This is a genomic window from Francisella orientalis FNO12 (assembly GCF_001042525.2).
GTDB lineage: Bacteria > Pseudomonadota > Gammaproteobacteria > Francisellales > Francisellaceae > Francisella > Francisella orientalis.
The window spans coordinates 1,128,470-1,146,422 of sequence record NZ_CP011921.2; the positions used below are offsets into that span (position 1 = coordinate 1,128,470).

The window sequence follows — 17,953 nt, forward strand, 5'->3', positions numbered from 1 at the left end:
CGCTAGGATAAGGAGTCAGGTAATTATGGAATATCTCAAACTAGCAATAGTTGATTCTGAAAACTATAATAATTTCGCTCATATTTCTGATGGTAATTTTGACAGAGTAATTGTCTTTACAAATCCACAAGAATTAGAAGCAAACTTCAATAAAACCCAGATCTATCACAACTTTGAACTTGTACCAATAATTTACGGTGAAGGTAACAAAGATAATATGGATGGTTATATTTGTGCTAAAGTTGGCGAATATGTCGAAAGATATTGCGATTTTCGTACTTATCTTAGTATTACAATTTTTAGTAATGACCGAATTTTTAAAGGTATCGCATCATACTATACACACAAAGGATTCAATATAGCTACTGCAGCTCCTAACCAATGTGATACAGGTAATAGCAATACTGACCCCAAAGTGCGCATCAAAAAATTCCTTGAATGCTACGAAGGTGTCGTTGATAAAACATTTAAAAAACACTTTAATGAAACAAATAAAGATGCTTTCTATAGATTAATTAAAAGGCATTTAGACAAAGATATACCTAGACAAATTACAGATCTTTTCGTTGAAAATAATATTATATTTTTTTCAAATAAATCACGTAAGATTGGCATTGATGAATCTAAGTATAACCTTTTGTAATGTTTTAATAAGGCACTGGATATACGATTTTTATAATGCTAAAATATCGCAACTTTTTATTTATTAATCATTTTTTTTTAGAGTTAATTATGGAATATAGAAAATACATTTGTATCGTTTGTGGTTTAATTTATGATGAAGCTGAAGGTTGGCCAGAAGATGGTATCGAACCTGGTACTAGATGGGAAGATGTACCTGAAGATTGGGAGTGTCCTGACTGTGGTGTTGGTAAGGAAGAGTTTGAACTATTAGAAGAATAATTTCTTAAATGGTCTCATTGTTTCAAGAAATATCTTTTGAGAATAAAGATTTCATTGTAATGAGAGATGATCTAAATCACCCTATCTTCTCTGGTAATAAAGCCAGAAAATTAACTTATCTTCTTAAAAATCCAGATAAATATTCTCACATCAAAACTATTATATCTTTTGGTGGTAATCATTCTAATTTCATGTTGGCATTGTCGCAGCTAGCTAAAATTAAGGCTTGGAATTTCCATTATTGGATAAAACCATTACCAAAATTTCTTAAGAATGCTAAAAATGGCAACCTAAAGCTAGCTCTAGAAAATGGCATGCAATTATTTGAAACTACAAGCTCACTAAATCTAGAAAATATAAAAACAAGTTACAATATAGATAATAGTCATTACTTCTTTGATCAAGGTGGTAGAAATAGTCTTGCTGAAGAAGGCATAGCTGACTGTGCTCATGAAATCAAAAAGTACTCTCTAGAAAATGATATTGATAATTATAGTGTTGTTGTGGCATCTGGTACTGGAACAACTGCATTATATCTTGAAAAGTATCTACCAGGTAAAGCTTATACTGTTGCATGTGTTGGTGATAATCAATACTTGAAAAAACAATTTAATGATATTGATAGTAGTTTAAAGCATCCTAGAATTCTCAATTTAAACTTTAAAACTCATTTTGGGCAATTAGATACCCAAAATTATACGATATACCAAAAGCTTCAAGAGCAAACAGAAATTGAGTTTGATCTACTATATGACCCTATAGCTTGGCGAGCATTATTAAACGAATATCACAAACTTACAAAGCCTATTATCTATATTCACTGCGGTGGAACTAGTGGTAATGAAACTATGGTAGCTAGGTATACAAGATTAACAAGATGAGTTGCTAAATATACTGTGTCACTAATATTTTGTTTAGATGCTTTCTTAGTTCTATAATGTTTGTCTTAACAGATTTACATAGATTGTAAGTAGTATTAAGCCTCTCTGTTATTGAATTACTAAATCTTATACTACTAAGATTTGCCTTTGGAGAACTTTCAATAGCTGTTAACACTGTAGATTCTTGTAAATCTAATGGTTCTTGTAATATTTTTACTATCTGTCGAGCATAAGCTTTGATTTGCTCAGTTTTTGAAGAAAAATCATGCTCATGGTTTATATATTGAAACATCTTATAAGCTATAGACATTCTCATTTGCTCTTCGAGAAATATATAGGCTAATTGATGTTCTATATTTTTGCTCAATTTCTCATCATTACCAAACTCTAAAGATTTCCATTGGTGCAATAAAATATTCATCCTTTTAAGCTGAGTTTTTACTATACGCACTCTTTGGTAAAATCTGTTTTTATTTTGTTGTACTAGCTTTTTGATTTCTTTAGGCTAATTTTTTATAGATAGTTGTTTTATTGATTGTTCTAATTGATTTAGATTGTTTGTTATATCTGGAGCAGTATCAACAACTTCTATCAAATCAAAATCAGGAGCGACTTCAGATACTGCTAAATAACATTGTTTATAAATACCTAAAATATGATTATATTTCTTGAGAATTCCCGTTCTTAAATTCTCTATAGAAGTAAATAAATAATCTTTTTTAGCATCTTCAAACTTGGAAACCGCCTTTAGATAATAGATTATTCTACCTGGTAGTAGCTCTATAAAAAGAGTTATAACATTATTCGCATCTTCTAAATCAAATAGATTATACATCCCAGCACTATTATAAACTTTAGATAAAAAGCCTACTTTTCTGTCAAGCCCCATTTTTAGATCTGAATATTTGCCTACTAAAGCTTGTAAGAACTTCTCTTTCAAATCTTCAGAAATACTTTGACTAGTACTTATCTGTTTATAAAACTTTATTAGCTTACGTTTGTTAGCTGGCGTATCAATAGGAAAACCATTATCACGATCTAAATATATAATCTCAGAAACTCAGCCATTTCTTTATCAAAATGTAGCTCAAAAGCATAAAAAATTTCTTTACTTGTCGGATGAGATTTAGCAAAAATTTCATATGCAATTTTGTTGTCTCGTACTTGATCAGTTAAATTGCTTAGAACAATCTTTTTAGACAAATATAAACGTTGATATGACTCCTCTATCACATATAGAAATTTATCTTGCATCTGTTCTTTATTACGATGCTTAATAGAATCAAAAATAATTTTACTAATAAAACCCACTAACCCTACAAAGAAAACATAAAAAGAAAAGTACCAACTGTAACTAGTGGGACTTTTTGACCATGACTAAGATAATAGCCTAAAGTTATAGCTATGATCGTAACAGGTCCAGCTGCCCAAAGTATAGATAGTATAACAGCTTTAATATCAGCACGATGAATTGATGATATTAACTCACTAATATAAGTATCATTATATGAATTTCTACTCTTAAAAAGTGCTTTAACTTTATTAACTTGTGACAGCATACTCTAACTACATTTATAAATTACTTAACAAATTCACTTTAAATTTTAACAAAATTATATTGATAACTCCAAATCAGCCATTATTTCGACTTAAATACTAGAGTGTGTAAAACTTTTTTATTATAAAAAATTATTTACTTTGATATATTTTTAGGAATATAATCTTCTGTTACATATATTAAAAATAGAAACCACTTTCAAACTAAAGTATCTATTTTTTTAGGTACTTTTACGCCTTATTAGTCTATAATTGTTGGTGATTTTATAAAAATAGGTATCCTTAATGATTGAAAATTTAAGAAATATTGCAATTATTGCACATGTTGACCATGGTAAAACAACATTGGTTGATAAATTACTACAACAATCAGGAACGCTTAAAAACCGTGGTCCTGAAGTTGAAAGAGTTATGGACTCTAACGATATTGAAAAAGAAAGAGGAATCACAATCCTTGCAAAAAATACTGCCCTAAAATGGAATGACTATAGGATTAATATCGTAGACACTCCGGGACACGCTGACTTTGGTGGCGAAGTTGAACGTGTACTATCAATGGTTGACTCTGTACTACTATTAGTTGATGCTGTTGATGGTCCTATGCCCCAAACAAGATTTGTAACAGAAAAAGCTTTTGCTCAAGGTCTAAAACCTATCGTAGTTATCAATAAAATTGATAGAGATGGTGCTCGTCCTGATTGGGTTGTTGACCAAGTATTTGACCTTTTTGATAGATTAGGTGCAACTGATGAACAATTAGACTTCCCTATTATCTATGCTTCTGCAATTAATGGTTGGGCAACTAATGACCTTGATCAGAAAAAAGAAGATATGACAGATCTTTTCAAGGCTGTTATTGAGAACGTTGAACATCCTGCTGTAGACGAAGATGGACCATTCCAAATGCAGATATCATCTTTAGATTATTCTAGCTTCACAGGAACTATTGGTATTGGTCGTATACAAAGAGGACGTATCAAGACAAATACTCCTATAACTATCGTGAATGCTAAAGGTGAAAAAAGAAATGGTCGTGTACTGCAAATATTAGGCTATCTTGGTTTAGAAAGAAACGAAGTACCAGAAGCTAGTGCTGGAGATATAGTATGTGTAACAGGTATGGAAGGTCTAAAGATCTCTGATACTTTATGTAACCCTGATCATGTTGAAGCATTACCTGCTCTTTCTGTTGATGAGCCTACTATCAGCATGACTTTCCAAGTAAATAACTCTCCTTTTGCAGGTAAAGAAGGTAAATTTGTAACATCTAGACAAATCAAAGATAGACTAGAGAAAGAGTTAATTCACAACGTAGCATTAAGAGTTGAACAATTAGATGACCCTGATAAGTTCAAAGTATCAGGTCGTGGAGAACTTCATCTTTCTATTTTACTAGAGAATATGCGTCGTGAAGGTTATGAAATTGCTGTATCTCGTCCGCATGTAATTTTCAAAGATGTTGATAGTGAAAAACATGAGCCATATGAACAAGCTATTATAGATATTGAAGAAGAACATCAAGGTACTATAATGGAGCGCATGGGCTTACGTCAAGGTGAGCTTAAAAATATGGAACCAGATGGAAAAGGTCGAGTAAAACTTGAGTTTATTATTCCATCGCGTGGTTTGATAGGTTTCTATACAGAGTTCCTAACGATTACATCTGGATCAGGTATACTAAACAAAGTATTTGATCATTACGGACCAATGAAGAAACAAACTCTAGAAACTCGCCAAAATGGTACTCTAGTTTCTATGGTACCTGGTAAAGCATTAGCATATGCTCTTTGGAATCTTCAAGAGCGTGGTAAAATGTTTATCGGTCACGGTACTGAAGTCTATGAAGGCATGATTATAGGTATTCATAGTAGAGATAACGATCTGGCTGTAAACCCTTGTAAAGGTAAACAGCTAACTAACGTTCGTGCCTCTGGTAAAGATGATGCTCTTACTCTAGTTACTCCAATCAAATTGACTCTTGAATATGCTCTTGAGTTTATCGAAGATGATGAACTTGTAGAAATTACTCCAGTGTCTATTAGGTTAAGAAAAAAACATCTAACAGAATCTGATCGTAAAAAAGCATCTCGTGGTGCGCTTTAATAAAATATATTCTTTCAAACTAATTCTTTTCTTTTTTATCTAAAGCTTTTATCTATAAGGAATTTAATATGCATAGACTAGAGAAAATAAAGTTGCACTAATAACAGGCTCTGCTAGAGTAATAGGTAAAGCTATAGCAGAGCTATTTGCTAGTGAGGGAGCTATAATGTCATTGTTTCAGATATAAACGATAGCTTGGGTAATCAAACTATTAATGACATTAACTCATCAAATTGTGAATATAAACATTTAGACGTTTGTTTTGAAGATGATTGGATAATTATTAGTCAATATATTAGATCTAAATTTGGTAAACTTAATATTTTAGTTAATAATGCTGGCATTACAGGTTTTATAGAGAGTTTAGGTCCTCATGACCCTGAAAATTTAGATATAAGTTCTTGGCGAAAAGTCCATGCTATAAACTCTGAGGGTGAAGCAAAAGATGTAGCTTATGCAGCTTTATATCTAGCATCTGATGAATCAAAATATGTCACAGGGATTGAATTAAATGTAGATGGTAGAATACTTTCAGGAAGTTCTGCAACTCCAAATAAAAATGACTAGTATTAGTTGTATTAAGTACTAAATAATCTTTAGATATTATTGCTTACTTTTACATCCGGTTCTCCATCTATTTCATTTATACTATCAAAGCTTCTCCAGCCCTCCTCTGAATTAACAGTAATATCTACATGTATAGGCTGATATTCACTAATAACTTCTCCTTCTTCAACAGTAACATTTGTACCATCTGTAAGGTCATAACTAGAAACTAATTCATTATAATCTCCTCTAATACATATATTCTTAGCTCTAGATCTAAGCTTACTTTCACAAGGTTCATCTTCATTTATTTTTGTAAAACGTATATTTAAAAATTTTTTATTACTATCATCAATCACCTAAATCCAATCGTATGCCTCACCTGGATGATCATTATCTGCAGTCTCAATTACAAACTTGATATTTCCTTTAGATAAAATCCACTCCCTAGCAGATGTTGTTTTCATATCACCACTTCTACTAGAGCCACTACGTATCTGATTTGATAAATTATTTGTTATAAACACTACTGCTTGACTACCAGCTTTTTCAGCATATATCGGACTAATAAAACTAAATAATAAAGTAAAACTAATCCTCATTCGTAACACCTCTATTTAATGTGATTAATAAATTCCAATTTTCAACTATATTGTAATAAGGGTTCTTTAGGGTTGTATATAGACAAAAATAAATAGTAGATATCTATTTTTGCATTAGTAAAACCTAGTTTTGTAAATTAAAGAGATTAATAAATGTAAAAATGTTATAAACATTGACCTAAATGATAAGAGGCATATATAAGATTTTACTGTCCAAAAGTATTATTAACCAATTACGTTAAAAACATAAATATCTCCTTTAGTTGCTACAGCAAAAAATTTAGAGCAAAAAGTCATAACACATACATTCTCATCTATAACACTATTTGAACTATATCCGTTCATATTATTACGAATATTTAATGCAATTAATGTACCCTTTCTCAAAGGTTCAAGAGTTTCAGCACTCATGTATCTGTCACCTATAATCTTAAGTTTTGCTTTCTCATATAAAATCAGAGGCTCTTTTGCTACTCTATAAACTACTTTAACTGGCACTCTATCAAGAGACTCCTCTTCTTGAAGCTGCACAAAACCATCTAAGTTATATAATCTATAAACACCATATTCTTGATTATTAATCGAATCTACTTTTCTAATTCCTACAGCTAATTTAGCTTTTGTATCAGTATCTTCAGTGATATCAAAACTTTCGAGTACTCCATCATTGATAGATACAACTCTCTCACTTTTATTAATATCTTTTTTTAAGTCAAAACTATATCTATAAATCTCTTTATTACTTGATATATAAATATTATATTTGCCTAGCATCATCTCAATAGGTTTAAAATTTAGATATTCTTCAGAAATTTTGTCAAACTGTCCATTTTTATCAACTTTATAAGTTAATAGCTTCCCTGAACTTGCGTTTTCAGATGATGTAAGGACATAGATAAAATCTAAATTCATAGAAGGAATAACCTGAATAATATCTGAATTAATATAATAGTTAAACAATCTACCTTTGATCTTGTCTGAAATGGGTGAAATGTTATAAGCTGTAATATCATGCTTTGAAAATAAATAAAAAGCATTTCCAAACTTATTTATTAGCATATCAACAATATGATTGTCTTTACTATCAATACTATCAAAGCAGTTACTATGAGTACTAGCTGAACTAATAGAAGCTGATAACTTAGTAATATTGACGCATAACTGACCAAAATTATAGTAAATTGAATATAGCTTTGTACTATCACTATTGATAGCCATAGCTTTGACATTTGGTTGGTGTATAGTAGCAATATAGTTGATATTATTTTCAGATAATGTAAGTTCTTTATCTACTTTTATAATATTTGAATATGATAATTGATAAAGAAATATTGACATGACTCCTATCACAACAACCCTAAAGATCAATGAACTAAGCTTATTAAATATAAATATACTTTCCTCGATTGAAAGACTAAGTCTAAATATAAGATTTTATTTATTTTTAATATGATATTTCGATCAATAACCTATCGCTAAAGCATTACCTCTACGTGGATCTGCAGCACCATAGACATACTGTCCATCAGACATTACAGACTCAGCAGCACCCATAGCAGCATAAGGAGTTACAGTATTACCCATTTTCTTAAGTAAATTGATAGTATCTACAGATATACCTTGCTCTACACCTATCTCTTCTGGCCATAGCTGACTATGCATACGAGGATTATTAACCGCAGATTGCAAATTCATATTATAGTCTATGATATTTAAAATCACCTGTAATGTTGTTGTAATAATACAACTTCCTCCTGGTGAGCCCGTAGCTAAAAACGGCTTACCATCTTTATCAAGAACAATTGTTGGAGTCATTGAACTTAATGGTCGCTTATTTGGAGCAACTGTATTAGCTTCACCTTGAACTAAACCAAACACATTTGCCACACCCACTTTTGCTGCAAAATCATCCATTTCGTTATTTAACAAGATGCCTGTTCCTGGTACAACAATACCATTCCCATAAGAATAATTAAGCGTATAAGTATTTGATACCATATTGCCATCTTTATCAACTACACTAAACTGAGTAGTCTGAAGTTTCTCACGATCTTCTGGATTAACTGTACTTATATCTTTACTTGGAATATGCTTATCCGTAGTGATTTTTTGTGCAATCTGTTTTACATATTTTTTAGATAAGAACTTAGCCAAATCCATCTTAACAAAACCAGGATCCCCTAAGTCAGAATTTCTATCATTATAAGCATAGCTCATTGCATTACTCATAAGATTAATAGTTTTAGCACTATTGTTACCATAATTAGCTAATGGGAAATTCTCAAGAATATTTAATAACTCTATCAGAATCACACCACCTGAGCTTGGTGGAGGCATGGAATATATTGTATAACCGCGATATGTCCCTTTAAGTGGCTTTATCTCTTCAACATTGTAATTTTTCAAGTCTTGTAATGTTATTAGACCACCATTTTTCGCCATACTATCTGCTATCTTATGAGCAATATCTCCTTCATAGAAAGCTTTTTTACCTTGTTTTGCTATTAGCTTCAGGCTATTAGCAAGTTCAGGCTGTTTTAAGATTTCTCCAACAGCATAAGCAGCGCCATCTTTCTTGTAAAAGATTTTCATAGCCTCTGGTGATTTTTTAAGCCATGGTTTTGCAGTTATAAGCGACTGATTTAGGTCATAGCTAACTGGAATACCATCTTCAGCAAGCTTGATAGCTGGAGCAATAACTTGTGATAATTTCAATTTACCATATTTTTGTTGTGCATCAACCAAACCTGCTACAGTACCTGGCGCACCTGAAGCACTGTATGAACCAGAAACTTTAGCATAATCAACATCTCCTTTATCGTTTAAGAACATATCTTTAGATGCTTTTGCAGGAGCTTTTTCACGGTAGTTTATTGCTATATTCTTATTACCATCTTGTAAATGGACAATCATAAAACCACCACCACCGATATTACCAGCTCTAGGTAGTGTAACAGCCAAAGCAAAGCCAACCGCAACTGCAGCATCTACAGCATTACCACCTTGTTTTAATATATCTAAACCGACTTGACTTGCTAAAGCCTCTTGAGAGGAAACCATACCATGAGTTGCAACAACTGGTTGAGCAATTTGCATCTCTTCTTGAATAGGGATAAAATCATAACCTGTTGGTACTGGTGTAGCAACCAAAGCTAAATTTGGTAAAAAAATTACCAAACACATTAAACTTACAAATAGTTTTTTCATTAATAAACCTCAGTAACTATTTTTTAAACATAATACTATATAAGATAACAAAAAACGATATTTTAAAAAAACCTTTTAAGCTAAACAAAAGATATTTTTTAAGACTTGTTTATAACTTAGATTAGACTTCAGCAACCTTATTTACATTAGCAAGACTACTTTTTAGAACTGGTGGAGTATCTTGAGATGCCTGAACAAAACTCTCATCACTATAGGCAACCTCTGATTTAGCATTAGTATTGTTGATACCCAAAACGCTTAGTATAGCTTTATCGTTTTGAGATCCATCAAGTGATGGATCTTTTTGTTTGAGAACTTTTGCCATACCATAATCATAATTTTGGATATACGCGTTTCTCATAGCTGTATATGGATCTACCGATACTTCTTCTAAATTTGAATATGCTAGCAGATATAAAACACCTTAATTTGTATAGTATAAGCCATAGACACTATAGTTTACAGCATACGCTGTAAATGTACTTACTCCTCGAGCTAAAAACAAATACGAAAGTGGATTAAACATAGCATCAACACCATCACTAACACCCTCTATAGTACCTGGTCCAAAAATTGGCCAAACAATATATGGTGAAGCATATCCTTTTTTATATACGCCCCATTTATGAAGAGTAACTGCAAAATCTTGATATATCGCATTGGCAATCCAAACCTACTACCGGCCACATCAAAAATACCTACACCCCAAGTGTCGTATTTTCCAAAAATCTCATACTATCATCTCCAGCATAACTCCACTCGCCTTGAAAAAGATTATTAGCTACTCGACTAGGCTCAAAAAGATTTTGAAAAAATTAAATATACCTGTTTGTGCTGCTTCTGGCATAATGAAATTATAGGCTTTTGCTACAGGTGTCAGATCCTCATATAATTCATTATTCCAATGAAACATCTTACGATTATAGTTTTCATAAGGATCTCTATCATTAACCGGTGTCTCCGATTTAATTGAACAACCTGATAATACTATGATAGTGGCGAGTAACAAAATACTCTTTTTTATTTTTAATTTCATGAACTTATTAAATTGATTTTAAAAAAAATCTCGCAATTATAGCCAATAATTGCTATATATAAATGATCTAAAGTAATATTTTATGAAAATTTTATACCTTTCTTGAAGCTTCTAGTCCAAAAACGCTCTATAGCAAGCGCTTCTAGTAACTTATCTGAGTATTTTTGATTTTGATTTGTTATGTATGCTGTGATAATCAGAGCCGCTAATAATGATGAACATAAACCTTTTGAGCCAAATCCTGAAGATACATATAAGCCTTCTTGATACTCAATCTTTGGCATTTTTGATTTTGGATAGCCTTTAGATAGAGGCTTATAAAAAACTTGTTCAAAACTATCATAATCTGTCAATCTACCAACAAGTGGTAAATGATCAGAAGTTACACATCTCGTAGCTACTCTTGAATTAACAATTTCAACATTGTAATTTTTATCATCAAATATTTGCTTAATTTGATTAATATTAAAATTATTATCTTCTTGTCTTATATCTCCACTAGTATCATTATTATCTCGAAATGTTGCTCCAATAACTTGTAGATTATCTTTATAATTAGGGATTATATATCCTTTATCCATAATATTATTTGTGATATTAAAACATCTTTTAATAACTGTTAACTGACCTTGAGATGGGTATACTGGAATATTTTGTAGCAGAGAAATATTTTTAAATAATGGATACCCTCCAACAAATACCACAATATCAAAATCTTCAGTAAAATTATTAAATGCTAATTGCCAAGTATTATTCTCTAATTTCTTAATGTCCAAGAGCTCATTATCTAATTTTAATTTAGCAGTTGATAATTTAAGCCATAGCTGACAAATACTTTTAGGTACCACAGATAAAGCATTAGGGTAATATACAGCTTTGTTAGAAGTATTTTTACCAAGTAATTCTGAAAGCTCTTGAGGAGATATTAATCTAGCTAAATCATCACCTATCTCTCTTTTTGTAAAAATCTTTTGGTATCTATTTAGTTCTTTTTCATCACTTAATATTTGCAAAACACCCTGATTACAAATTTCTATATCATTACGATACTGATTTATAAACTCTAATAATATACTATAGCCTAGTGTATGAAACTGATCTGAGAAATTATTATCTGAGGTTAAATAAGGTTCTAAAATTCCCGCAAAGTTCCCCGAAGCTTCGATTGCAATATCAGAGTTTTTATCAAATAAAGTTATATCAAAGTTAAGGATTCTACTTAATTCATAAGCTAATGAACAACCTGCTAGTCCAGCTCCTACAATAGCTATTTTTTTATTACGCACCAAAACCTCTGATGCCTTCTCTTTTACGCTTTTGTTCTGCTCTTAGCATTCGAGCTTGTTTTGGATCAATAGTTAAATTTCTGTATATTTCAACTCTATCTCTATCCTCAAGAACATGATCTAGATCAACTATTTGTCCATATATACCAATTTTAAGATTTTCAAGACTGTCTAGTTCAGAATAAGCATCTAAGATTTTTGACTGAATAATCACCTGTCTAACAGTCATACAATCATCAGATTCAATATAAAAAGACTTCTGCTCACTAGGTAAAGCATAAATGACTTCTACTTTCACTATTTATAAACCTCTTCTGCACGTTTACAAAATGCTCCTAACATCTTATCTGCCAGCCCACGAAACACAGGTCCAAGAGCCATTTCAACAAATTTATTTTCAAAGGTAAACTCCATGTCTAATGATACCTTACATGAATTTTCATCTTGAGGTTCAAATTTCCAATCACCTGTTAAACTTTTAAATGGACCATTCATAAGATTTAAATGAATATGCTGATCTTTTACCATTGTATTATGTGTAGCAAAATCAAGTTTCACAAAGCCAGATTTGATTTTTAGAGATGCTTTTGCTTCTGTTTCTGTATGCTCAAAAACTTCTATATCATAGCACATTGGTAGAAACTGAGGATAGCTTTCAATATCATTTACAAGATCATACATCTGTGAAGCAGTATAATTAACAATTGCAGATTTATTAACTTTATTCATTTATTTAATCTTTTGTGTTTTGCTGATAATATATAGCGTTACATTGTATATCTTTTACAAAAAATAATAAAGTTATGAGTAAACATAAGGTTTCTTCAGCAACTATTGCTAGAAATAAAAGAGCCTTCCATGATTATACTATTTTAGAGAAGTTTGAAGCTGGAATAGTCCTACAAGGATGGGAAGTAAAAAGTATCAGAGCTGGTAAAGTACAGATGATAGATAGTCATGCGCATATCAAGCGTAGTGAAGCTTGGCTTTTTAATTGTCTAATAACTCCTCTATTGTCAGCATCTACTCATGTGGTAGCTGATGCTTCAGCAAATCGTAAATTACTACTTAATCGCCGTGAGATAGACAAAATCATGGGACGAATTGAGCAAAAAGGATTTACATGTGTGCCTTTGGCTATGTATTGGAAAGGTACTCGTGTAAAAGTTGAAATAGCTCTTGCTCAAGGTAAAAAAGTTCACGATAAGCGTCAGGCTCAAAAAGATAAAGATTGGGCTCGCGAAAAGAATAGAATCTTTAAGAAGGCGCATAGATAAAATGACTGAAATAAAAATAAGCAAAACTGAAAAAAAATTACGTCACTATATTACTAAGGCTATAGCTGATTATAAGCTTATCGAAAAAGGTGATAAGGTTATGCTATGTCTATCAGGAGGTAAAGATTCTTTTGGACTATTAAAAGTTTTGCATGGACTAATCGAAGATAAAACTTATGATATAGCTCTTCATGTGTATACATTAGATCAGTCTCAACCTGGTTGGGATGATAGTCAACTTAGAAAATATCTTGGTGATCTAGGTGTATCTTATGAGATTGAAACAAAAAATACTTATGGTGTAGTGATAGATAAAGTTCCAGAGGGTAAAACTTACTGTTCGTTATGCTCTAGACTTCGCCGTGGTAACATCTATAGATATGCAAAAGAGCATAAAATGGATAAGATCATTCTGGGACATCATCGCGATGATTTGATCGAATCATTGTTAATGTCGATTCTATATCAGGGGCAAATTAAATCTATGCCACCTAAATTTATTACTCAAGAAGGTGAAAATACTGTAATCCGCCCAATGGTACTAGTACAAGAACGCGATCTTATAGAATTTGCTAAAGAAGAAAATTTCCCAATAATTCCATGTAACTTATGTGGATCTCAAGAAAATCTTAAAAGAAAAAAAGTTAAAAAGCTAATCCAAGATTTAGCACATGAGAATCCAAAAGTACCTAGTAATATTCTAAACTCTCTATCAAATGTATTGCCAAGTCATTTGATGGATCTAAATTTATTAGCATAATTTTGGCTCTCTATTTTCTAAACACAAAAAAACATTATGATTTATTCACATGTCTTTTCATGATCTAGATAAAACTTTTTTCATGGTAAAATACTAAAAATATCCAAAAATAATTAAAGAAATGAAGTACATAGATCGTCTTAAACATAATACTGAACTATATATAGGCTACCCTCCAGCAACAGATTTTAAACTAAGTCAGTATGCTGAGCTTCTTGATTATTCTATGAATAGTTTAGGTAATCCTTACGATTTAAATAATCCTTTTAGTAGTCATGCTCACGAAAAAAGTGTCATTGATTTTTTCATTAATCTTTATAAGCTAGATCATAAAAATTTTTGGGGATATGTTGCAAACTGTAGCTCTGAATCTATTATGTACTGCTTATGGCGTGCAAAAAAACATCTACAAATGACTAATAACCAAAAAGTAAAAATAATCTGCAATGAGTTCTCTCATTATGCAATTGATAAAACCGCTGATATATTAGATTTAGAACTGATTAAAATTCAAAGTAATGAATATGGTGAAATCGATTATAATGCTCTGAAATCAAATATAAAATCTGAATATAATTATATTTTTTTTGCAACTATAGGCTCAACAATAACTTCATCTATAGATGATATTAATATTGTAAAAAATATATTAGAAGAATCTAAAACCTCTTTTTATATACATGCTGATGCCGCATTCAATGGAGCTTTTATTCCATTTACAGATGATTTTCATAAATGTCAAAATTTTGATTCAATAAATATAAGTGGTCATAAATTTATTGGTCTACCAATACCTTGTGGTATAACAATTATCAATAAAGAATATATAAGTGGTAGATATATTGAATACACATCAAACAATGATGTGACAATAGGTGGTAGTAGAAATGGTCTAACTCCTTATCTTCTTTACAAACGGATAAAAGAATTAAATAGTGCTGACGGATTAAAAAATAGATTTAACAAATGTTTGAAACTAGCTAAAAATTATCAAAAAATACTAGAAGAAAATAATATTAACGTTTTTAGAAACAACAACTCTCTAACTTTAGCGCTAACAGATATTCCAAAAGAGATTATGAAAAAGTGGCACGCTCCAACTAGAAAAAGGCTAACGACAATAACTGCTTTACCAAAATTAACAGAAGAAAAGCTACGCTTATTTATAGCAGATATTAAAAACCATAATGAAAATCGTTTTGTTACAGATACAATAACCATTATGCCTAGCAATGTAGCAACTCTATAGACTTTAGATTTTTACTTGGCTCATCCGCAAAAATTATGCATAAAATGCAACTAATTATATGACAGATCATTGATCCGTAAGCTGTTGGATTAGTTAATAGTATGAGAAAAATCAGAAATTTTAAATTTATTTGGACATGTACTTTGGTTAGCATTAGGCGCATTAGCCAGCAAAATAGACAAATCTCTTTGACTTGGTTCATCAGCATTTTTCGGTAACGATATATACACATCAACTAGCATACCATCTTTACAATTTAGATATACTTTATTACTAGTATCAGCCCCAAAGCTTTGATTAAAAGCATTATCAAACTGTTCAATAATTATATCTTTACCAATATTTTGGCTAAAAAACTGTTCTAGCTTTGAATCATTTATCTGATTTACAAAAGTAGCTGCCTGAGTATAGTATTAATTTTGGTCATGTAATTGACAAGTTCCATGCTTATACCACGCATGGTGTTGTAAACATGAAGAGTCATTATATCCTGGCATTACTCTACGTAGTAACTCTACAGTTTTATCATCTAAATTTAATGGAGCATAATTACAAAAATTAGATTGTTTCTGAGCACCACAAAAACCATAATTTGTACCACAAGTATCTTGATTAGGCCAAAATCCATGTAACGAAAAACTCTTAGCAGCTGCACTATCTACAGGTAGATTTTTACACTCTTGCTTTCCAGCACTGAAGCCATAGGTCTCACAAAATGCGGACTGCCAACTAAGAGCTAGTACATAGCTATCGGCAAGCTCAGGTTCTTGGATGCACTGTTTACCAGGAGTATCGCCTCCTTCTTCAATATCCGCTATACCGCAACTACTACTTACCCAGCGTAACTGACTTTCGCTAGCATTTGAAATAAATACTCTAAACCAATCTGAATTAGTATCTTTATTTTTTCCTGAATAGAGTAAGTTTGCTCTGCCATTACATAAGTATTATCAGGATTAGTCATTTTGTTTTTTGATATATATGCTTGACACGATGACTCTGCTGTAAATGTACCTTTAGCAGGCACTGCGTACACTGATGTAGTAATTAAAGCCAAAAGTGTAATCTTAAGATACGAATTATTATTTCCATATAAGTAAATTTTGAGTTAGTTTCAAATAGCAATTATAACTTAATTAGAAGTATTTCGAGAAACCAACTTCTGACAAAATTGCTCTAATGAAATCTCTTTCTCCTTCAATAGAACTAATAAATGAAATAATAAATCTGCTGTCTCAGAAATCAACTCATCATCCGAATCCTGCTTCACCGCAGCTATTACAACTTCGACACCTTCTTCGCCAACTTTCTGAGCAATTCTTGGTAATCCTTTTTTGAATAAACTAGTTAAATAACTATTCTCAGGTAAGTAATCTTTTCTTTCAGCTATTAATTTTTCTAATTTATCAATTATATACAGAGAGCTATTTTCTTCATTTTTAGTAAAGCATGATTTACTACCAGTATGACAAGTTGGACCGTATGGTATAGCTTTGATAAGTATAGAATCATTATCACAATCAACAGCTATATCTTTTAGCTCAAGAAAATTACCACTCTCTTCGCCTTTAGTCCATAGACGTTTCTTGCTACGACTATAGAAAGTAACTTTGCCGATTTCTAAAGTTTTTTCTAAAGATTCTTTACTCATATATCCTAGCATTAAGACACTATTATCAATCGCTGATTGAATAATAGCTGGAACTAAATTATCCATTTTTTACCAAGCTATAGACTCTATAATTTTGTTATCCATTTTGTATCCTATTTAACTATTCTTGTAGGTATATTATTTTTAAAAAGCTCTTGTTTTAATTCAGGTATCGCAATAATATCATCGTGAAATACACTTGCTGCCAAAGCATCATCAATATCCGTATGCTTAAATACATCAATAAAATGCTGAATCTCTCTAGCTCCACCAGAGGCTATAACCGGTATTGAGACATTTGATTGAACTTCTCTAAGATGCTCTAGATCATAGCCACCTTTGACACCATCTTGATTCATACAGTTAAGAACTATCTCACCAGCACCACGAGATTCTACTTCTTTTGCCCAGCTAACTGGATCTAATAATGTCTGTACAGTTTTATCAGCACTACCTGTATATTATATATTGGCAAACTTTAAATTCACCATCAATAAATTTACTATCTACACCAACTACTACACATTGAGTACCAAACTCATAGACTAGCTCATCTATCAAATCAGGTCTAGCAAGCGCTGCAGAGTTGACAGATATTTTATCTGCTCCTTCATTTAATATTGCACGAGCATTCTCTATAGATTTAATACCTCCAGCTACACAAAATGAGATATTTATCTTTTTAGCTATTTCTTGTATCTACTTGATAGAAAGTAGCTTATTATTAGGACTAGCTCCAATATCATAAAATACCAGCTCACCAGCTCCTGCATCTGAGTATTTCTGTGCTAGTTCAATAATATCGCCAATGATTCTATGATTTCTAAATTTTACACCTTTGACAACTACGCCATCTTTGACATCAAGACATGGAATTATTCTTTTTGTTAACATT

At 31.4% G+C, this 17,953-nt stretch carries 23 protein-coding genes and 2 pseudogenes; 8 read left to right on the top strand and 17 right to left on the bottom strand.

Translation table 11 applies throughout. The features are described 5' to 3' along the window. Nucleotides 1-25 precede the first annotated feature (25 nt). The 3 genes from FNO12_RS05805 (at nt 26) to FNO12_RS05815 (ending at nt 1,784) form a co-directional block, all read left to right on the top strand. Nucleotides 26-643 (top strand): PIN domain-containing protein, encoded by a 618-nt coding sequence (locus FNO12_RS05805; RefSeq protein WP_014715577.1) that lies wholly within the window; start codon nt 26-28, stop codon nt 641-643. A gap of 89 nt (nt 644-732) precedes the next feature. Beyond that, nucleotides 733-903, top strand: a complete 171-nt coding sequence (locus FNO12_RS05810; RefSeq protein ID WP_014715576.1) for a rubredoxin — start codon at nt 733-735, stop codon at nt 901-903. Nucleotides 904-911: 8 nt separating this feature from the next. Then, nucleotides 912-1,784 (top strand): pyridoxal-phosphate dependent enzyme, encoded by an 873-nt coding sequence (locus tag FNO12_RS05815; RefSeq protein ID WP_014715575.1) that lies wholly within the window; start codon nt 912-914, stop codon nt 1,782-1,784. A 4-nt stretch (nt 1,785-1,788) separates the two neighbouring features. Here FNO12_RS05815 and FNO12_RS10750 read toward each other — a convergent pair whose 3' ends face one another. The 4 genes from FNO12_RS10750 to FNO12_RS09685 all read right to left on the bottom strand — a co-directional run bounded on the left by FNO12_RS10750 (nt 1,789) and on the right by FNO12_RS09685 (nt 3,343). Further along, nucleotides 1,789-2,205, bottom strand: a complete 417-nt coding sequence (locus FNO12_RS10750) for a hypothetical protein (RefSeq protein WP_231138755.1) — start codon at nt 2,203-2,205, stop codon at nt 1,789-1,791. 84 nt (nt 2,206-2,289) lie between these two features. Continuing rightward, nucleotides 2,290-2,724, bottom strand: a complete 435-nt coding sequence (locus tag FNO12_RS10755) for a hypothetical protein (RefSeq protein ID WP_231138756.1) — start codon at nt 2,722-2,724, stop codon at nt 2,290-2,292. Nucleotides 2,725-2,822: 98 nt separating this feature from the next. Next, complete coding sequence (locus tag FNO12_RS10760) at nt 2,823-3,095, bottom strand: hypothetical protein (protein WP_231138757.1); 273 nt, start codon at nt 3,093-3,095, stop codon at nt 2,823-2,825. Between the two features lie 5 nt (nt 3,096-3,100). Beyond that, the gene (locus FNO12_RS09685; RefSeq protein ID WP_014715574.1) at nt 3,101-3,343 is read right to left on the bottom strand and encodes a hypothetical protein; all 243 of its coding nucleotides are present in this window, start codon (nt 3,341-3,343) and stop codon (nt 3,101-3,103) included. A gap of 283 nt (nt 3,344-3,626) precedes the next feature. Here FNO12_RS09685 and typA point away from each other — a divergent pair, with 283 nt between their 5' ends. Further along, nucleotides 3,627-5,444, top strand: coding sequence for a translational GTPase TypA (gene typA / locus FNO12_RS05825; RefSeq protein ID WP_014715573.1), 1,818 nt, complete (start codon nt 3,627-3,629; stop codon nt 5,442-5,444). 195 nt (nt 5,445-5,639) lie between these two features. Continuing rightward, a complete protein-coding gene (locus FNO12_RS11775) occupies nt 5,640-6,011 on the top strand; it encodes an SDR family oxidoreductase (RefSeq protein ID WP_014715572.1) in 372 nt (123 codons plus the stop codon). 29 nt (nt 6,012-6,040) lie between these two features. Here FNO12_RS11775 and FNO12_RS05835 read toward each other — a convergent pair whose 3' ends face one another. The 8 genes and pseudogenes from FNO12_RS05835 to FNO12_RS05870 form a co-directional block, all read right to left on the bottom strand. Continuing rightward, nucleotides 6,041-6,349: a hypothetical protein gene (locus tag FNO12_RS05835; RefSeq protein ID WP_030005654.1), complete on the bottom strand. Its 309-nt coding sequence runs from the start codon at nt 6,347-6,349 to the stop codon at nt 6,041-6,043. Beyond that, nucleotides 6,350-6,592 (bottom strand): hypothetical protein, encoded by a 243-nt coding sequence (locus tag FNO12_RS05840; RefSeq protein WP_030005655.1) that lies wholly within the window; start codon nt 6,590-6,592, stop codon nt 6,350-6,352. 225 nt (nt 6,593-6,817) lie between these two features. Continuing rightward, nucleotides 6,818-7,930 carry a hypothetical protein gene (locus FNO12_RS05845; RefSeq protein WP_014715571.1) on the bottom strand — a complete coding sequence of 371 codons (1,113 nt, stop codon included), beginning with the start codon at nt 7,928-7,930 and terminating at the stop codon, nt 6,818-6,820. A gap of 123 nt (nt 7,931-8,053) precedes the next feature. Beyond that, entirely contained in the window at nt 8,054-9,799 is a 1,746-nt protein-coding gene (gene ggt, locus FNO12_RS05850; RefSeq protein WP_014715570.1) for a gamma-glutamyltransferase, read from the bottom strand. A 121-nt stretch (nt 9,800-9,920) separates the two neighbouring features. Continuing rightward, a pseudogene (locus tag FNO12_RS11580) lies at nt 9,921-10,835 on the bottom strand (MlaA family lipoprotein). Between the two features lie 80 nt (nt 10,836-10,915). After that, complete coding sequence (mnmC1, locus tag FNO12_RS05860) at nt 10,916-12,124, bottom strand: FAD-dependent 5-carboxymethylaminomethyl-2-thiouridine(34) oxidoreductase MnmC1 (RefSeq protein WP_014715568.1); 1,209 nt, start codon at nt 12,122-12,124, stop codon at nt 10,916-10,918. Then, nucleotides 12,114-12,419 (bottom strand): RnfH family protein, encoded by a 306-nt coding sequence (locus FNO12_RS05865; RefSeq protein WP_030005656.1) that lies wholly within the window; start codon nt 12,417-12,419, stop codon nt 12,114-12,116. The genes mnmC1 and FNO12_RS05865 overlap by 11 nt, the downstream gene beginning before the upstream one ends. After that, nucleotides 12,419-12,850 carry a type II toxin-antitoxin system RatA family toxin gene (locus FNO12_RS05870; protein WP_004287948.1) on the bottom strand — a complete coding sequence of 144 codons (432 nt, stop codon included), beginning with the start codon at nt 12,848-12,850 and terminating at the stop codon, nt 12,419-12,421. The genes FNO12_RS05865 and FNO12_RS05870 overlap by 1 nt, the downstream gene beginning before the upstream one ends. Nucleotides 12,851-12,924: 74 nt before the next feature. Here FNO12_RS05870 and smpB point away from each other — a divergent pair, with 74 nt between their 5' ends. The 3 genes from smpB (at nt 12,925) to FNO12_RS05885 (ending at nt 15,407) form a co-directional block, all read left to right on the top strand. Continuing rightward, on the top strand, nt 12,925-13,398 hold the full coding sequence (gene smpB, locus FNO12_RS05875; RefSeq protein ID WP_014715566.1) for an SsrA-binding protein SmpB: 474 nt from the start codon (nt 12,925-12,927) through the stop codon (nt 13,396-13,398). Nucleotide 13,399: 1 nt separating this feature from the next. Then, a complete protein-coding gene (gene ttcA / locus FNO12_RS05880) occupies nt 13,400-14,158 on the top strand; it encodes a tRNA 2-thiocytidine(32) synthetase TtcA (RefSeq protein WP_041265067.1) in 759 nt (252 codons plus the stop codon). Nucleotides 14,159-14,279: 121 nt separating this feature from the next. Beyond that, nucleotides 14,280-15,407, top strand: coding sequence for a histidine decarboxylase (locus FNO12_RS05885; protein WP_014715564.1), 1,128 nt, complete (start codon nt 14,280-14,282; stop codon nt 15,405-15,407). Nucleotides 15,408-15,496: 89 nt separating this feature from the next. On the opposite strand, the gene FNO12_RS10790 is transcribed toward FNO12_RS05885, so the two are convergent. From FNO12_RS10790 to hisF, 5 genes and pseudogenes are all read right to left on the bottom strand, one after another. Beyond that, on the bottom strand, nt 15,497-15,649 hold the full coding sequence (locus tag FNO12_RS10790; RefSeq protein ID WP_030005657.1) for a hypothetical protein: 153 nt from the start codon (nt 15,647-15,649) through the stop codon (nt 15,497-15,499). 171 nt (nt 15,650-15,820) lie between these two features. Then, nucleotides 15,821-16,276, bottom strand: a complete 456-nt coding sequence (locus FNO12_RS10795; RefSeq protein ID WP_306807227.1) for a ribonuclease T2 family protein — start codon at nt 16,274-16,276, stop codon at nt 15,821-15,823. Continuing rightward, nucleotides 16,240-16,464, bottom strand: coding sequence for a hypothetical protein (locus FNO12_RS10800; protein WP_030005658.1), 225 nt, complete (start codon nt 16,462-16,464; stop codon nt 16,240-16,242). The genes FNO12_RS10795 and FNO12_RS10800 overlap by 37 nt, the downstream gene beginning before the upstream one ends. Before the next feature lie 75 nt (nt 16,465-16,539). Beyond that, nucleotides 16,540-17,124: a bifunctional phosphoribosyl-AMP cyclohydrolase/phosphoribosyl-ATP diphosphatase HisIE gene (gene hisIE, locus FNO12_RS05895; protein WP_149294482.1), complete on the bottom strand. Its 585-nt coding sequence runs from the start codon at nt 17,122-17,124 to the stop codon at nt 16,540-16,542. A gap of 47 nt (nt 17,125-17,171) precedes the next feature. Continuing rightward, a pseudogene (gene hisF / locus FNO12_RS05900) lies at nt 17,172-17,952 on the bottom strand (imidazole glycerol phosphate synthase subunit HisF). Nucleotide 17,953 lies beyond the last annotated feature (1 nt).

What these genes read in the sequence shown, in the direction of transcription:
- FNO12_RS05815 (WP_014715575.1), top strand. Translation starts at nt 912, where the DNA reads ATGGTCTCATTGTTTCAAGAAATATCTTTTGAGAATAAAGATTTCATT.
- FNO12_RS05805 (WP_014715577.1), top strand. Translation starts at nt 26, where the DNA reads ATGGAATATCTCAAACTAGCAATAGTTGATTCTGAAAACTATAATAAT.
- ttcA (WP_041265067.1), top strand. Translation starts at nt 13,400, where the DNA reads ATGACTGAAATAAAAATAAGCAAAACTGAAAAAAAATTACGTCACTAT.
- FNO12_RS10750 (WP_231138755.1), bottom strand. Translation starts at nt 2,205, where the DNA reads ATGAATATTTTATTGCACCAATGGAAATCTTTAGAGTTTGGTAATGAT.
- FNO12_RS05885 (WP_014715564.1), top strand. Translation starts at nt 14,280, where the DNA reads ATGAAGTACATAGATCGTCTTAAACATAATACTGAACTATATATAGGC.
- FNO12_RS05810 (WP_014715576.1), top strand. Translation starts at nt 733, where the DNA reads ATGGAATATAGAAAATACATTTGTATCGTTTGTGGTTTAATTTATGAT.
- ggt (WP_014715570.1), bottom strand. Translation starts at nt 9,799, where the DNA reads ATGAAAAAACTATTTGTAAGTTTAATGTGTTTGGTAATTTTTTTACCA.
- FNO12_RS09685 (WP_014715574.1), bottom strand. Translation starts at nt 3,343, where the DNA reads ATGCTGTCACAAGTTAATAAAGTTAAAGCACTTTTTAAGAGTAGAAAT.
- hisIE (WP_149294482.1), bottom strand. Translation starts at nt 17,124, where the DNA reads ATGGATAATTTAGTTCCAGCTATTATTCAATCAGCGATTGATAATAGT.
- FNO12_RS05845 (WP_014715571.1), bottom strand. Translation starts at nt 7,930, where the DNA reads ATGTCAATATTTCTTTATCAATTATCATATTCAAATATTATAAAAGTA.
- smpB (WP_014715566.1), top strand. Translation starts at nt 12,925, where the DNA reads ATGAGTAAACATAAGGTTTCTTCAGCAACTATTGCTAGAAATAAAAGA.
- FNO12_RS05870 (WP_004287948.1), bottom strand. Translation starts at nt 12,850, where the DNA reads ATGAATAAAGTTAATAAATCTGCAATTGTTAATTATACTGCTTCACAG.
- FNO12_RS05840 (WP_030005655.1), bottom strand. Translation starts at nt 6,592, where the DNA reads ATGAGGATTAGTTTTACTTTATTATTTAGTTTTATTAGTCCGATATAT.
- FNO12_RS10790 (WP_030005657.1), bottom strand. Translation starts at nt 15,649, where the DNA reads ATGCTAGTTGATGTGTATATATCGTTACCGAAAAATGCTGATGAACCA.
- typA (WP_014715573.1), top strand. Translation starts at nt 3,627, where the DNA reads ATGATTGAAAATTTAAGAAATATTGCAATTATTGCACATGTTGACCAT.